A 15737-nucleotide genomic window follows, 5' to 3' on the forward strand; every position below is an offset into this window, starting at 1 on the left:
TCTACATAACATGATAAATTATATTTTGTTGCTAATTAAAAAACATTATTCCACAGTAGCTCAGTGGTAGAGCAATCGGCTGTTAACCGATCGGTCGTAGGTTCGAATCCTACCTGTGGAGCCATGGCGGTGTAGCTCAGCTGGCGAGAGCGTACGGTTCATACCCGTGAGGTCGGGGGTTCGATCCCCTCCGCCGCTACCAAAAATCATACATACGTTACTATTACATGGCGGTCGTGGCGAAGTGGTTAACGCACCGGATTGTGGCTCCGGCATACGTGGGTTCGATCCCCACCGGTCGCCCCATTAAAAATAGTAAAAGGACCCTTAGCTCAGTTGGTTAGAGCTATCGGCTCATAACCGATCGGTCGCAGGTTCGAGTCCTGCAGGGTCCACCATTTATTCTTTCCGGAGGTATACCCAAGTCCGGCTGAAGGGATCGGTCTTGAAAACCGACAGGCGGGTCAAACCGCGCGGGGGTTCGAATCCCTCTACCTCCTCCATACATATTTAAAAAAAGAATAATGAAGAGCTTTTATATAAAGCTCCATTACATGGCTTGGTAGCTCAGTCGGTAGAGCAGAGGACTGAAAATCCTTGTGTCGGCGGTTCGATTCCGTCCCGAGCCATCCAAAAACAAGCGCATAGCTTGTTTTTTTGTGCTCTTTTTTAATCCTCTTTTTTCCTTTGTTGAAATAGTCGTCGACTGAGTTGGTGAAGAAAAATAGGTTGTATAGGAATAGTTCTTTAGGGCAAAAAAGTTGACTTAATTCAAAAATAGAAACACCTCATTTTTTAAACTGCTATTTTAAAAGGAATCAACGATACGTGTGAGTGCAAAATATTTGCAAGAAATACTTTCCTTTGATACCTTAATAAGTGAAGATCTTAAAAAAACATCATTTATTTAGAGGAGGAGTTACACATGGCAAAATTTGAATTACCGGAATTACCTTATGCATACGATGCGTTGGAACCAACTATCGATAAAGAAACAATGAATATTCATCATACGAAGCATCACAACACCTACGTTACAAAATTAAATGATGCACTGGAAGGGCATGAAGATCTGCAAAATAAATCAGTAGAAGAGCTTGTAACTGATTTGAATTCCGTACCTGAAAGCATTCGTACAGCAGTGCGCAACAATGGCGGCGGACATGCTAACCACAGCTTTTTCTGGAAGACACTGTCACCAAATGGCGGCGGGGAACCAGCAGGAGAACTGGCTGATAAAATCAACAGCAAATTCGGATCTTTAGACAAATTTAAAGAAGAATTTGCAGCTGCAGCAGCAGGGCGCTTTGGTTCTGGCTGGGCATGGCTGGTATTAAACAATGGCGAGCTTGAAATTACAAGTACACCAAACCAGGATTCACCATTAACAGAAGGTAAAACACCATTATTAGGACTGGATGTATGGGAGCATGCATACTATCTTAAATATCAAAATAAACGCCCTGAATATATTTCAGCATTCTGGAATGTAGTAAACTGGGATCAGGTAGCTAACAATTACAAAGCTGCGAAATAATAAATAAGAGGATGTTCAAAAAGCGTTTATGCTTTTATGTATAATAACTTTTTGGACATGCTTTATAATTAAAAAAAGCTTACAGAACTTTTTGTTTCTGTAAGCTTTTTTGTATAGATACGATTCCTTCGCTAAAAATAAAAGAAGAAGGAGTCGTTTTCTTATGCAATTACATCAGCAATATAGAAGATATAAAAATCAAAAGGATGAATACAGAGACTTATGGATGCTCCTGTTGATTGGAGCATTGTATGCTGCAGGAATCTTTTTATCAAATACTTTTGTAAATGTGTATTTGTGGAAGCAATCCGGAGACTTTTTTGTGATTGCTAATTATCATTTAGCGAGCTATGTATTTCAAGCATTGTCATTTATTTACGCAGGAAAATTATCAAAAAAAATAGACCGCATCATTATATTGAGAATCGGTATCCTTTTTTTATGTTTCTTTTTCTTATTTGTTCTTTGGATCGGTGAACTGGCAGCATATTATAATTTTATTCTCGGCTGCTTACTGGGAATAGGCTATGGATTTTTCTGGCTGGCATACTATCTGCTGACTTTTGAAATTACAGAGCCTGATACAAGGGATTGGTTTAATGGTATTTCAGGCACTCTGACATCATTTGCGGGCATGATCGGACCTTTACTGGCAGGATGGATGATTTCAAAAATGGCCGGTGATGTTGGTTATACGGCTATTTTTATTATTTCCTTAAGCTTATTCATTGCAGCAATTGTTGCCAGCTTTTTCATCATACGTAAGGGGAGCAGTGGGAGCTTTGCTTTAGCTGCTGTCATCAATGAAAGAAAGAGAAATAAAAATTGGAAACGTATTTTACATGCTCATTTTTTTCAAGGATTAAGGGAAGGGATTTATGGTTTTTATATTACTATTTGGATTTTCCTTGTTACAAACAGTGAGCTTGTTTTAGGGGTTTTTAATTTATTTCTTTCAGGCTTATCCATCGTCTTTTATTTTGTTGCTTTAAAATGGATTAAACCGTCTTTAAGAAAAAAAGCAATTTTATTTGGCGGTATCCTGCTGTTTGCCTCCATTTTTATTATTATTTTTGAAATGAGTCTTTTTTGGTTAATTATATACGCAGTAATTATTGGCATCGCATTTCCAATTTTAACTGTACCGTATGAATCACTTACTTATGATGTGATTGGCAGAGCCCGTATGGTAGAAGAAAGACGGGTGGAGTATATTGTTGTCCGGGAGATTTATTTAAACCTAGGAAGAATTGTTTCGATTATGGTGTTTATATTCGGGATGTTTTTATTCCCTCATGATATGATTATTCCAATATTACTGGTTATTTTTGGAGCAGGACATGCGATTATTTATTTTTGTATCCGCAATATTTTTATCGGACCAACAAAAAAACAAAAAATAGCATTAAAAGAAGATTTCACGGACGAAAAAAGTCGTTAAGTGTGATAAAATCAAACAGTAGTATTGATAACTGAAATGTTTAAAAAGATGCGCAGACATCATTCCCATTTTTTGCTTTTTAAACAAATCATAAAATCGAATGCCATGTATGGCCAAAATATATGTAAAGGGGGAGCAAAGTGGTAGACAAGAAGAAAAAGAAAAAACGGGCCCAGCTTCCTATTCGTATGAATATCCTTTTCTTTGCCATCTTCTTATTATTTTCTGCACTCATACTTCAGCTAGGTGTTGTTCAAATTTTAAACGGGGAATCTTATCAGGAAGAAATTGAGAGAACGAATTTAGACACGACAAGTGTGCCGGTACCCCGGGGAAAAATTTATGACAGGAATGGGAAAATTATAGTAGATAATGAAGCTATGTATTCCATTACATACACGCCTCCTAAAGATGTTCAGGCAAAAGACCGTCTGGAGGTAGCTGAAACCTTAGTTAAATTCATCGATATGAGTGATAAGAAAAAAATCGATCGAATAACAGATAGAGATAAAAGAGAGTATTATTTATTACTGCATCAAGAAGAAATAGAAGAACGGCTGGAAAAAATGGATACAGAGGAAATGGATACTTCCGAGGAATATGCTGCCACGCTGGAGTTAATTACAGATGAAGAAATTGCAGATTTTTCCGATGAGGAATTAGAAATTATAGCAACCAAAAAAGAGCTGGATAAAGCATATGCTTTGACGCCGCAGGTAGTTAAAAATGAAGGAGTATCAGCAGAAGAGTATGCCACGGTTGCTGAGCATCTGGATGAGCTTCCCGGGATTAATGCAACAACAGATTGGAATCGTGTGTACCCGAATGGAGATACATTATCAAGTATTTTAGGCAAGATTTCCAGTCAGGAGCAGGGGATTCCGGCCGAGGACATGAGTGCTTACCTGACGAAGGGCTACAGCAGAAATGATCGTGTCGGCAGAAGCGGTCTGGAAGAGCAATATGAAGACTTTCTGCGCGGAAGAAAAGAGCAGATTCAATATACGACACGCCAGAATGGAACAATTATCGGCTCCGAGACCGTCGTTGAAGGAGAACGGGGCAAGGATTTAGTTTTAACAACAGACTTAGAATTTCAGGAGGAAGTCGATAAAATTGTCTTAGAGGAATTAAAAGCAGCAAAAGCTAGCAGTCCTTATGACAACCGTTATTTAACAAATGCGTATGCTGTTGTGATGAATCCGAAAACAGGAGAGCTTCTTGCTGTTTCCGGTGTAAATTATGATAAGGAAAAAAACGAATTTAATAGTTCTTCCTTAATGGCTTTATCCAATGCGACAGAACCCGGTTCAAGTATTAAAGGCGCTACTGTTCTGGCAGGATATGATGCAGATGTTATTTCGCCGGGAACATCTTTCTATGATGCCCCAATAACACTGGGCGGAGGTCAACTTAAGAAATCTGTTTCGCCTTTGGGGAGTGTAGATGACCTGGATGCATTGAAACGCTCTTCCAACGTTTATATGTTCTATATCGCTTTGCGAATGGGCGGAGATTACCGTTATCCATTACCTAAAAATGCTAATTTGAATATAAATAAGGCTGAGACCTTGCAGACCTTACAAAATTATTTCAATCAATTTGGATTAGGCGCATCAACAGGAATTGATTTTCCTTATGAAAGTACAGGGGTAAGAGGGGAAACGCCTGAAAATCCTGGTAATATTCTTGACTTTGCCATTGGACAGTATGATACGTATACTACGCTGCAGCTCGCACAATACGTATCCACCATTGCCAATGACGGTTACCGTGTTCAGCCACACTTTTTAAAAGAGGCCCGTGATCCCATTGCTTCTTTAGATGAGCTTGGGCCATTGTATTATTCAAAAAATACAACGGTAATGAACCGGATTAATATGACAAATGATCAAATTAGCCGGGTGCAAGAGGGCTTCCGTCGCGTGTTTCAAGAACAGGGAGGAACAGGGTATCAATATTTTAACAAAAAATCATATAATCCAGCCGGGAAAACAGGTACAGCCCAGACTTCCGTTTATGAAAATGGGCAGAAACTGGCTGATCTCAATAACCTGACAATGGTCGGCTATGCGCCATTTGACGACCCGGAGGTTGCTTTTGCGGTTGTTGTTCCAAGTGTAGGAATAAGTAAAGGGAACGGGGTCAATGGTAAAATTGCTTCCAGGATTTTAGATGCCTACTTCGATATTAAAGAAGATCATGATGAAGAAGCAGCTGATTCTGATGATTAAAGTGAAGAAAAACAGGAGACTTCCACCTTTTTATTTAGGTGGAAGTTTTTTCTATGTACAAGGTTTATTTGCTGTAATTAGTTTTAGCTATAAGACTTCCAAAGATTTTACACAAGAAAAAAATGAGCTGCTCAATCCGGAGCTGCTCATTTTTTAATCAAATCATATTTATTCTGAATAGGTAGTAATAATATCTCCAATTTCTTCGAAAGACATTTCACTGTCCACTTCATAAGTTCCCGGTTTTACGCTGCCGCTTAAATCATTATCTTCCAGGAAGTCATTAAACTCTCTTGCATCATCAATAATCCCGGCGTCTTCTAAAGCATCACTGATGTTGGAAGGCGGCGCACCATTTTCTAATGTGATTTCAACGTCAACTACATCAGAGTCTTCCGAGGATTCTTCATCTTCATTACCTTCATCATCAGCGTCTTTATTGCCTTCTTCATCATTACTATTTTCATCATCGTTGTCTTTGTCTTTATTTTTATCAGAATCCTTATTTGAATCTGATTCATCTGCATCATTATCGGCTTCAGAGTCATCTTCTGCATTTCCATCAGAATCTTCCTCTTCAGCAGCTTCTCTATTCACGCTATATGCGATATATTCGTCCTGTGTCAATACAGCATACCCTTGATTTTCCAGAGCAGAAATCAATTCATCCGGCTCCATATCCTCCAGGCTGTCCGAAGAATGATTACCAAAAAAATATATAGCGAGAAGCAGGACACCGCTTGTCAACAAACCGACAGCAAACGCTCTAACATGTTGTTTCATGATAATACTCCTCTAATTATTATTTTTAGAATGAGACGGTTCTGCATCATCAGATATGTTTTGAGGCAATAATTCTTCTTCTAAAACAGAAACCTTCTTCTTCAACTGATATGTATCTTGCATCGTTGTAATAGATAATTGTTCAAGCTGGCTTTCCACTTCTTCCAGACGGTCGTTAATAAAGAATGATAGAATAAATAGAACAATCCCTATTACGACAACTGCCAAAATGGCATATAGCATTTTTATTTCCCTCCCTTTATGAGCACACACTTTATGTATCATTTATAGTTATACCATAAATTAAAAGAAGTGACTATGCTAAAAGCATGATAAATCATGACAGGGGACTGCTTTAACCCTGATAAAACGAGGGATGAAAAGTTTTATTATGTTTTGCTATAATCTTTCTTGATAAATAGTAGAAACTTTGATAATATAATTAAAGTCTGTACAGTTATGTAAAAAGGCAAGTTGAAAAGTTTGGAGGGATAGATATGCGCGTAAATATAACGTTAGCTTGCACGGAAACAGGAGATCGTAATTATATTTCTACAAAAAACAAACGTACAAATCCTGAGCGTATTGAGCTTATGAAATACTCACCACGTCTTAAAAAACATACCCTACACCGTGAAACAAAATAAGCAATCATGAAAACTCTTATCTGATGTTCGTTGGATAAGAGTTTTTTTGCAGGCAGAGGTGAAAATATCATATGTCAGAGAAAAAAATCTTACGGCAAAAAATGCTGAAAGAATTAAGCCTTTTGTCGAATCTTGACCGGAAAAAAGTAGAGGCAGGACAGCAGAAGCAATTATTTACAACTCCGGTATTTCAAAATGCTGCGACAATAGGCATTACCATATCTACAGAAATAGAATGGGATACTTATCCAATCATTGAAAAGGCTTGGAAAGAAGGAAAGGTTATCGCCTCACCAAAATGTATAGTGAAAACAAAAGAAATGTACTACTATGCCTGGAATCAGCAAAATCAAATTCAGAATGGCTATGCAGGAATAAAAGAGCCGATTCCGGAAAAAACAAAACAAATTCCGTCTTCAGATATCGATTTATTAATTGTTCCAGGAGTGATTTTTGACAGGTATGGTTACCGTATTGGCTATGGCGGCGGATATTATGACAGAATGCTTGCTGATTATGCAGGGGTCACCATTTCACTATGCAGTGAACGGCAATTAGTCCAGCAAATTCCCCGGGAAAACTATGATCTGTCTGTACAACAAATTATTACAGAAGAACGCATTATACATACGTCAGAACAAAATATCTAAACTCTTATGTATAAGATTTCTTCCTTCGTTGAAAATAATTGATGTAGAAGCGTCTTTAAGCACACTAATTATCAAAAGGGAGGTAAGAAAGATGATGCGTATGTTCTTTACTGCAGCGATGGTTTTATCCATTATTTTTATTTTTATGAAATGGAAGTACCGGATTTTAAACGGTTTTTTAAATTGGAAGCAGGGAAGAAAGTATTTAGTTCCAATTATAGCTAATGTTATTTTATGGAAAAAGAAAAAGGAAGCGGTTTAAATAAGTTAAATTCTTTACGAAAGACTCTGCTGATAATAAAATATTCCCTCTTTGCTGTCAACAATAAATAGAGAGTATAAATAACCTCCTTAATAGGGCGATTAATCAAAGGCCGGTCCCGGCTCCACCAATTTTTACGGACCGGGCAGCTGCCATTCTCGATAATGGGCAAATAAAAACACTCTGCTGGCGTCTATGCCGTTTTATCATAGTTGCACATAATTAGAAACATTTGGTATGCTTCAAAGAGGGGAGGGTGATTTATGGACGTACATATGCAATATAGAACGTATGAACTGGTAAGAAAATTAACAGAGCAAGGATGCCGGATTATTGCAGGTGACTATAGAACGGATGAAATCTGGATGGAACGGAAAGCCGGCAGAAAATCCGATATTATTCGTGTAAAACCGCAAACCTTTGATTGGGCTAATCAATTACGGCAGGATTCGCAGATTGCTTATCAGCAAATGCAGCGGATAAGACAAGCTATCGCAAGCGTTAATACGGAACTATATTTAATATACATAGCTGAAGAACATCCGGTTGATGAATGGGAAGAGTTGAAAAAACCGTTTGGTGAAGGAAATAAGAAGTCACCGAGAATGCACATATATTATCTTGATAGAGAAGATGAAGAAAACGAGATCAGCCTCTTGAGCCACGATTTAAATATGTCGTTGGCCGGAGAAGATAGAAGAGATTTAGATGATACGGAAAAAGAGGAAGCAGCAAATCAAATGAAAAATACGCTGTTCCGAAAAATCAAGGAAGAGCAGGAGAACCGCAAAAAAATATTTTCATTTTCCACCCCACTGTTCACATACATATTAATCGCTTTAAATATAGTTATTTTTATTCTTCAAATCACAAAAGGGGATATGGAAAATACACAGCATTTAATTGATATGGGAGCAAACTTTAACCTCCTTGTGATGGAGGGGGAATGGTGGAGATTCTTCAGCTCGATGTTTTTACATCTTAACTTTATTCATCTGATTATGAATATGCTTGCTCTGTATTATCTGGGAACTGCGATTGAACGGATATTCGGGAGAACCCGGTTCCTCTTTATCTATTTCCTTGGCGGCCTGGCAGGTTCTATTGCAAGCTTTGCCACTTCAATCAATGTATCCGTAGGCGCATCAGGTGCAATATTTGCGTTGTTTGGCGCACTTCTATTATTCGGACTTATCTATAAGCAAATATTCTTTCAAACAATGGGTATGAATATCATTCTTATTTTAGGAGTGAATCTGCTGCTTGGATTCACTGTTCCTGAAATTGATATGGGAGCACATCTTGGCGGATTAGCCGGAGGATTTTTAATTGCTGCTGCCGTTTATGTTCCAAATAAAAAAAATCAAAAGAATCAGCTGCTGGGGGTTATCGGTTTTATCATTCTCAGTATCGGATTATTCATTTATGGATGGTCTTTTAATTCATCATCTCCGGAAATGAAATTAATTGAAGCAGAAGCTCTCATAGAGGAAGAGAATTTTAGTGAGGTTATTTCCGTAACAACGGAAGCACTTGATGAAACGGGTGATTCAGATTTGATACCTTATCTTCTTTTCCACCGCTCTTACGCTTATATTCAGGAGTTGGAATTTGCAAAAGCAACAGAGGATTTGGAAGCAGCTATTCAATACGATGAAAGAATACCCGAAATGTATCATAATCTGGCAATTTTATACTCCCAGCAAGGAGCGAGTACGACGGAAATTGAAGCCATTATTGATGAAGGATTAGAACAATTTCCGGGAAACGAACAATTATCGAATATAAAAGATGAATTACAATCATATTAAGATGAAAACCAGGCTGAGGAAAACAGAAATGCGGCCTGGTTTCTGTATACCTTAAAGAATGGAATGTATAGTTTTTATCTGGTGATATAAACTATCTACATCCTACTGTATTAAGGTGATAAAAGTGACTGATAAAATGAAAAAGGTAGATACAAGCCTTAAAACAAACGTTTCTTATTTAAAGTCTTATTTAGCGGTTGATAAAAGCTTTGACTTGATTTATTTAGATTTGAACTATGCAGGTAAAGATATGGCTATGTTTATGGTTGATGGATTTGTCAAAGATGATATCATGCTTTTCATCATGCAGTCCCTGCAAAGATTGCGCCCAGATGAGCTGGATACAAATACATTACAGAAATTAATGAAAAGAGATATCCCTTTTATAGAAATAGAAGCATTGGAAGATATGGATAAATTAGTTGATTTTATTCTTTCGGGAGCAACGGTTTTATTCGTAGAAGACTTAGATAAGGCAATTGTTATTGATGCGAGAACATACCCGGCACGATCACCTGAAGAACCTGATTTAGAAAGAGTGGTCCGGGGACCGCGGGACGGGTTTGTGGAAACGCTGGTATTTAATACGGCACTGACAAGACGGCGGGTCAGGGACCGTTCCCTCCGGATGGAGTTTACGCAGGTAGGCAGGCGTTCTAAAACAGATGTTGTTATCAGTTATATAGAGGATATAGCGGATTCTAAACAAGTAGAGAAGCTGAAAAAAATGATTGACGGTATAGATACAGACGGGCTTCCTATGGCAGAAAAAACGATCGAAGAATTTTTCAGTGATCGTTATTGGAACCCGTATCCGGCAGTCCGGTATACGGAACGGCCAGATACGGTTGCTTCCCATCTTTTTGAGGGTCATATCGTCCTGATTATTGATGGATCACCAAGTGCGATGATTACACAGACAACTTTCTGGCAGCATCTGCAGCATGCAGAAGAATATCGGCAAAAGCCAAGTGTTGGAGCTTATTTACGAATTGTTCGATTTATTGCCATATTTCTCTCTCTTGTCCTCTTACCGCTTTATTATTTATTTTCTGTTCAGCCAGAGCTTTTGCCGCCTGCATATTCCTTTATAGGACCGGAGGATGCGGGGGTCATCCCGCTACTGGTCCAATTTTTAATTGCAGAACTGGGGCTGGATGTTTTAAGGATGGCATCCATTCACACACCGTCTGCACTTGGAACAGCCCTTGGTCTGGTAGCAGCAATTATGATTGGGGAAGTTTCTGTACAGGTCGGCTGGTTTTCGCATGAGGTTGTCTTATACATTGCTACCGCAGCAATCGGTTCCTATGCAACACCAAGCTATGAATTAAGTATGGCAAATCGTCTTGCCCGCTTATTTTTATTATTTTCAACCGCTTTGTTTGGCGTAAGCGGTTATGTTATTGGGGTAACTGGATGGCTGTTATTTTTAATAAAGATGAGAACATTTGAAACGCCTTATTTTTGGCCGTTAGTGCCGTTTTCAGCAAAGAGTATGCGCGATACATTTATCCGCTTCCCATTACCGGAAAGGCATCTGAGGCCTTCTATATTACGACCCAAAGATCCAGATCGTTAATTTGATCTGGATCTTATTCTCATTTCCCATTTGATTGCCCATTTGATATAATACTCTTTGGTGATAACATGCAGAATATACATGATGTACGGAAGTTGCTGATGAAGTTTGGAACTTTTATCTATACGACAGACCGCTTAGGCGACTTAGAATTAATGATGATGGAAATAAATGAATTGTATGAATGGAAATTCATCAGCAGTCAGCAATTCCAGCAGGCGGTATTGCTCATAAAAAAAGAAAGCCGAGAATATAAAAAGGGGACGAAAATAAATGAATGAATTATTAGCAGGAGTAGATATTGGGGGAACTACCGTAAAAATTGGATTCATTACTAAAGAAGGGAAAATTCAGGAGAAGTGGGAAATACCAACAGATTTAACAAACGATGGTGTAAATATTATTTCTGATATTTGGAAAAGTATTGAATCGAAATTACAGGCATTGTCATTAGATCATTCTTCCATAAAAGGAATCGGGGTCGGGGCGCCGGGATTTGTAGATGCACATGCAGGTATTATTACGGAAGCGGTCAATATCGGGTGGAAAGATATGCACTTGGCGGAAGAACTTGAAAAACTGGCTGGAGTACCTGTATATGCTGAAAACGATGCGAATATTGCTGTGTTAGGAGAAAATTGGGTTGGGGCAGGAAACCAATCCAGGAATTTAATAGCAATTACATTAGGAACAGGTGTCGGCGGCGGGATTATCGCAAACGGCTCTATTTTAAATGGTGTTAATGGCATGGCCGGAGAGATAGGTCATATTGAAGTGATGGAAAATGGCTATCCATGTAATTGCGGAAAAAAAGGCTGTTTAGAAACCATTGCTTCTGCAACAGGAATTGTCCGGCAGGCAATGGAGAAGATACACACCAACCCAGAATCATTGCTGGCAAAGTTATTTAAGGCAGAAGGACGTATTTCTGCCCAAAATGTTTTTGAATTAGCAAAGCAGGACGACCAGGCCTCCAAAGAAATTATTGAATATACAACAGACGTTTTAGGGAAAGCAATGGCAAATATGTCAATGATTATCAATCCATCCAATATTTTAATTGGCGGCGGTGTTTCTAATGCCGGAGATTATTTAATTGATGCTTTGACAAAAGCTTTCAGAAAGCATGCCCTGCCTAAAGTGAGTGAAGTTTGCACCATTAAAACTTGCCAGCTTGGTAATGATGCAGGTATTATTGGAGGAGCATATTTAGTTTATGAGAATTACAGTTAATTGATTTTTAGACTTGATTTTTTTTGAATATCTACTAAAATAGTAATTTATGAACGGGTAATTAAATAAAATGATTAAATGTGAAACCTTTTTTCTTGTTAAACCGTTATACAAGATGTACAATTTTTTAATTGCAGGTTTACATTAGTTAATAAAATGGGAAGTAGTATATTAAAAAGTAAATCAGCATTCCTGTTTTTATTATTTAGGAGAGGATATAAATGAAACGATTTAAAAAGCCGAGGATACCGCTCTATATTATTGCAGCATTTCTTCTTGGACTGAAAACCTATATTGTCTACCGATTTGTGTTTAATATTGAACTTGATAATTCCATGCAGGAATTAATTCTGTTTATTAATCCTTTTGTGTCAGCATTTTTAATTCTGGCATTGGGAGTCTGGTTTAATAAGTCTTCCAGACAAATGAAGTATATTCGGTATGCTACATTGGCGGCATCTCTGCTTATCTGGGCGAATCTTGTATTCTACCGCCAATTTACAGATTTTATAACAATCCCGCAATTATTTATGGGAAGCAATATGACAGATTTAGGATCTAGTATCCTGACTTTAATTAAGCCATGGGATCTGTTTATATTTGTAGATGCTGCGATTATCTGGTATCTAAGTAAGAAATATGAAGGAAGTCTTGCTGTCCAGTACCCTAGAAGCGGTAAGGTAGGCGCCCTAGCATTTTCATTAGTTTTGCTTGCGGGTAACTTTTTCTTAGCTGAAATGGAAAGACCGCAGCTTTTCACCCGCGGATTTGACCGTGAATATTTGGTGAAAAATATTGGTCTGTTTAACTATCATGTATATGATGTTGTTGTTCATTCTAAAAATGAATCACAGCGTGTATTTGCAGATGGAAATGAAATTCCTGAAATTCAGGAATACATTAAAGAAAATGTAGACCATGAGACCAGTGAAAAAATGAATGGTGTTGCGAAGGATAAAAATATCATTTTCCTTAACGCAGAATCATTACAGCATTTTGTAATGAACAGTGAAGTAAATGGAGAAGAGGTTACACCATTTCTGAATGAATTAGCTCAGGATGAAGATACGTATTACTTTGATAACTTTTACGAACAAACTGGTCAGGGGAATACATCTGATTCAGAGTTCTTAGTAGAAAATTCATTGTACCCGTTATCCCGTGGAGCAGTGTTCTTTACGCACGGTAATAATGAATACCATTCTTTCGATGAAATGATTAAAGAAGCCGGTTATACTTCTAACGTACTGCATGCGAACAATAAAAGCTTCTGGAACCGGGATGCAATGTATAACAGCCTGAATATTGATAACTTCTTTGGAGAAGAATCCTATGATGTAACACCGGAAGATTCTGTGGGATGGGGTCTGAAGGATAAACCGTTCTTTGAACAATCTATCCCAATATTGGAAGATTTGGATGAACCATTCTATTCAAAAATGATTTTATTAACGAATCACTTCCCATTTGAATTAGAAGAGGAAGACGCAACGATTGATAAATTTGATTCTAATTCTAATACACTGAACAGTTATATTCCAACCGTCCGCTATATGGATGAGGCTATTGAGGAATTCTTTGATGAGTTAAAAGAGTCCGGTCTGTATGAAGACTCCATTATTGTCATTATGGGTGACCATATTGGAATAAGTGCCAACCATAATAAAGCGATGGCTCAGTATTTAGATCAGGATGAAATCACACCTTATGATCAGGTACAATTACAGCGTGTGCCATTATTTATCCATATTCCTGGAGATGGAAACGGAAAAGTAATGGATGAGATTGCCGGTCAAATTGATTTGAAACCGACCATGCTGAATATGCTGGGTATTGATTCTGGTGAGGATATTTATTTTGGTAATGATTTATTCAGTGATGATAGAAAAGATTATGTAGCATTGCGTAATGGCGATTTTGTCAGTGATGATTTCGTGAAAACAGCCGGTTCCTGCTATGATCGTGAAAGTGGTGAACTAATGGATCAGGCTGTAGAAGAAGAAACAGATTCCGAGGAAGAAGCAAGTGAAGAATTAGAGAAGGTAGAAAGTGCTTGTGATACCATTCAAGAAAAAGTAGATACAGAGCTTTCTTACTCTGATTCCATCATTTACGGAGATTTATTCCGGTTTGTTGACTTTGGAGATGAAGAAGAATAAAAGAAACGGTACAGGTGATCAAAGCCTGTACCGTTTTTTTATAGCATATAAAATTATAGAATCATTGCCTTGTGGATAACTATTTATAGAACAGTAGCCGAGTCCAGCTCCGAGCGCCAAACTTTAGAGATTTCACGTCACGCCCTACGATAAAGAAGACTTAGCGAATGGCAAGCCGTCAGGTGCAGACAGAGGTAAAGTTGGGACTGGGACTGCGATTACTCGTCCCACCGAAAAGCTTTTGCGATTACTCGCCCCATCAAAACCGCCGCACTTATGCCCCGAGGGTGAAAGTCAACATCGGTTTAAAGTAAAGGAAGGCCGACTAAAAACAGGCTGAAGCCTAACGTCGGCATACCCCTAAAGGGGCATGATTCCTTTATCTCAGTTGCTTCGGTCCAGTTGTTACGTTTTTAAACAACGCTTTCCGCTTTTCTTTCAGGAGTCAAAACGGTCCACCTCCGCTAGAATGGGTCTCTATACTGTTTAATACAACTGAGCAAATAGAAATTAGACCAGTAAAGAACATATTTTTCGTGGTGCATATAAAAATGTTGTGTCACGATTACTTTCTACTCATGTAAGCTATTCCTGATATTTACTATTCATGCTGTGTCGTGTGTCATCGTTTCAATTGTCACATTAACCATTTGAAAAACTAAAATGATCTTTTCATCAAGTAAAAAGCAATGATTTCATCTAACTCCATCTGGATATGATTCCTTTCATACGCTGTGGAAGCCTAACTGAGCGCACACCAACCACGTAGACTCCTATGGGAACAGGGCGAGCTGAAGATCCACTTGAAAAGCGGTTTTCTTTTCAAGTTAGCTAAAGCCGTCCCCATGGCAGACTAAGATCTCAGGCGTCCTGGGGCCTAAGATTACTCACCCCATCGAAAAGAGTTGTTGCAACGTCTGCACTAGTACGTCCTGGGACTGGGACTGCGATTACTCGTCCCACCGAAGAGCTTTTGCGATTACTCGTCCCACCGGAAACATTTGTACGTCGGAAAGCGTAGTGGTTGGTCGGAGCGGAGCTATACACAATCTGCCTTTCAATAAAACGATGACAAAATGCAAGCATGATAATGAAGAATATGTTCATCCTGGAATAGTAAGGTATAGATGTTTATTCTCAAGCGCGAAAGTTGAGTAAGCAGCAAAAAATAACCGGATCAGTCCTGCCTATTTTTTCTTTTATAGTACCAGGATTGAATGGAGAAAGGTATTACACCAAGCCATTTATTACTATACAGTTGATTAGATGATTTCTTTTTTTGTTTCCGTTCTTTTTTTTCTTCTGTAGGTAAATTTATATATTTCATCATCTCTTCGGTTAAAAAACGAATATAGTCATTACTTTTCATGGGTTAATTTTAATGCTCCTTTTCAAGGC

At 38.2% G+C, this 15737-nt stretch carries 14 protein-coding genes and 6 tRNA genes; 17 read left to right on the plus strand and 3 right to left on the minus strand.

The features are described from left to right. Positions 1-49 precede the first annotated feature (49 nt). The 9 genes from IEX29_RS14740 to IEX29_RS14780 all read left to right on the plus strand — a co-directional run bounded on the left by IEX29_RS14740 (position 50) and on the right by IEX29_RS14780 (position 5212). Positions 50-124 (plus strand) — tRNA-Asn (locus IEX29_RS14740). Position 125: 1 nt separating this feature from the next. Continuing rightward, positions 126-202: transfer RNA gene (locus tag IEX29_RS14745), tRNA-Met, on the plus strand. A gap of 28 nt (positions 203-230) precedes the next feature. Then, positions 231-306, plus strand: a tRNA-His gene (locus IEX29_RS14750). A gap of 15 nt (positions 307-321) precedes the next feature. Next, positions 322-398, plus strand: a tRNA-Ile gene (locus IEX29_RS14755). Between the two features lie 12 nt (positions 399-410). Next, positions 411-503, plus strand: a tRNA-Ser gene (locus IEX29_RS14760). Positions 504-556: 53 nt separating this feature from the next. Continuing rightward, positions 557-629 (plus strand) — tRNA-Phe (locus IEX29_RS14765). A 296-nt stretch (positions 630-925) separates the two neighbouring features. Next, positions 926-1537, plus strand: a complete 612-nt coding sequence (gene sodA, locus IEX29_RS14770; protein ID WP_188735130.1) for a superoxide dismutase SodA — start codon at positions 926-928, stop codon at positions 1535-1537. Positions 1538-1700: 163 nt separating this feature from the next. Beyond that, positions 1701-2978: an MFS transporter gene (locus IEX29_RS14775; protein ID WP_188735131.1), complete on the plus strand. Its 1278-nt coding sequence runs from the start codon at positions 1701-1703 to the stop codon at positions 2976-2978. 140 nt (positions 2979-3118) lie between these two features. Beyond that, positions 3119-5212 carry a peptidoglycan D,D-transpeptidase FtsI family protein gene (locus tag IEX29_RS14780; RefSeq protein WP_308423645.1) on the plus strand — a complete coding sequence of 698 codons (2094 nt, stop codon included), beginning with the start codon at positions 3119-3121 and terminating at the stop codon, positions 5210-5212. Between the two features lie 168 nt (positions 5213-5380). Here the strand turns inward: IEX29_RS14780 and IEX29_RS26760 are convergent, their stop codons facing one another. Together IEX29_RS26760 and IEX29_RS14790 are read right to left on the minus strand one after the other, a co-directional pair. Continuing rightward, the gene (locus tag IEX29_RS26760; RefSeq protein WP_229720232.1) at positions 5381-5995 is read right to left on the minus strand and encodes an endolytic transglycosylase MltG; all 615 of its coding nucleotides are present in this window, start codon (positions 5993-5995) and stop codon (positions 5381-5383) included. Positions 5996-6007: 12 nt separating this feature from the next. Further along, positions 6008-6238, minus strand: a complete 231-nt coding sequence (locus IEX29_RS14790) for a hypothetical protein (RefSeq protein WP_188735132.1) — start codon at positions 6236-6238, stop codon at positions 6008-6010. Positions 6239-6492: 254 nt separating this feature from the next. Here IEX29_RS14790 and rpmG point away from each other — a divergent pair, with 254 nt between their 5' ends. The 8 genes from rpmG (at position 6493) to IEX29_RS14830 (ending at position 14339) form a co-directional block, all read left to right on the plus strand. Continuing rightward, the gene (gene rpmG, locus IEX29_RS14795) at positions 6493-6642 is read left to right on the plus strand and encodes a 50S ribosomal protein L33 (RefSeq protein WP_017797039.1); all 150 of its coding nucleotides are present in this window, start codon (positions 6493-6495) and stop codon (positions 6640-6642) included. Positions 6643-6713: 71 nt separating this feature from the next. Then, complete coding sequence (locus IEX29_RS14800; RefSeq protein ID WP_188735133.1) at positions 6714-7292, plus strand: 5-formyltetrahydrofolate cyclo-ligase; 579 nt, start codon at positions 6714-6716, stop codon at positions 7290-7292. Between the two features lie 91 nt (positions 7293-7383). Beyond that, positions 7384-7554, plus strand: coding sequence for a protein YqgO (yqgO, locus tag IEX29_RS14805; protein ID WP_188735134.1), 171 nt, complete (start codon positions 7384-7386; stop codon positions 7552-7554). Between the two features lie 263 nt (positions 7555-7817). Further along, the gene (locus tag IEX29_RS14810) at positions 7818-9365 is read left to right on the plus strand and encodes a rhomboid family protein (protein WP_188735135.1); all 1548 of its coding nucleotides are present in this window, start codon (positions 7818-7820) and stop codon (positions 9363-9365) included. Positions 9366-9501: 136 nt separating this feature from the next. Further along, entirely contained in the window at positions 9502-10947 is a 1446-nt protein-coding gene (locus IEX29_RS14815) for a spore germination protein (RefSeq protein WP_188735182.1), read from the plus strand. A gap of 68 nt (positions 10948-11015) precedes the next feature. Further along, positions 11016-11228, plus strand: coding sequence for a YqgQ family protein (locus tag IEX29_RS14820; RefSeq protein ID WP_147210368.1), 213 nt, complete (start codon positions 11016-11018; stop codon positions 11226-11228). Then, positions 11221-12180, plus strand: coding sequence for an ROK family glucokinase (locus IEX29_RS14825; protein ID WP_188735136.1), 960 nt, complete (start codon positions 11221-11223; stop codon positions 12178-12180). Before IEX29_RS14820 ends, IEX29_RS14825 begins: the two co-directional genes overlap by 8 nt. Before the next feature lie 221 nt (positions 12181-12401). Continuing rightward, on the plus strand, positions 12402-14339 hold the full coding sequence (locus IEX29_RS14830) for an LTA synthase family protein (RefSeq protein ID WP_188735137.1): 1938 nt from the start codon (positions 12402-12404) through the stop codon (positions 14337-14339). Positions 14340-15516: 1177 nt separating this feature from the next. Here IEX29_RS14830 and IEX29_RS14835 read toward each other — a convergent pair. Further along, positions 15517-15708 carry a YqzE family protein gene (locus tag IEX29_RS14835; protein ID WP_077601320.1) on the minus strand — a complete coding sequence of 64 codons (192 nt, stop codon included), beginning with the start codon at positions 15706-15708 and terminating at the stop codon, positions 15517-15519. Positions 15709-15737 lie beyond the last annotated feature (29 nt).

This window comes from Oceanobacillus neutriphilus (assembly GCF_014645515.1).
Classification (GTDB): domain Bacteria; phylum Bacillota; class Bacilli; order Bacillales; family Amphibacillaceae; genus Oceanobacillus; species Oceanobacillus neutriphilus.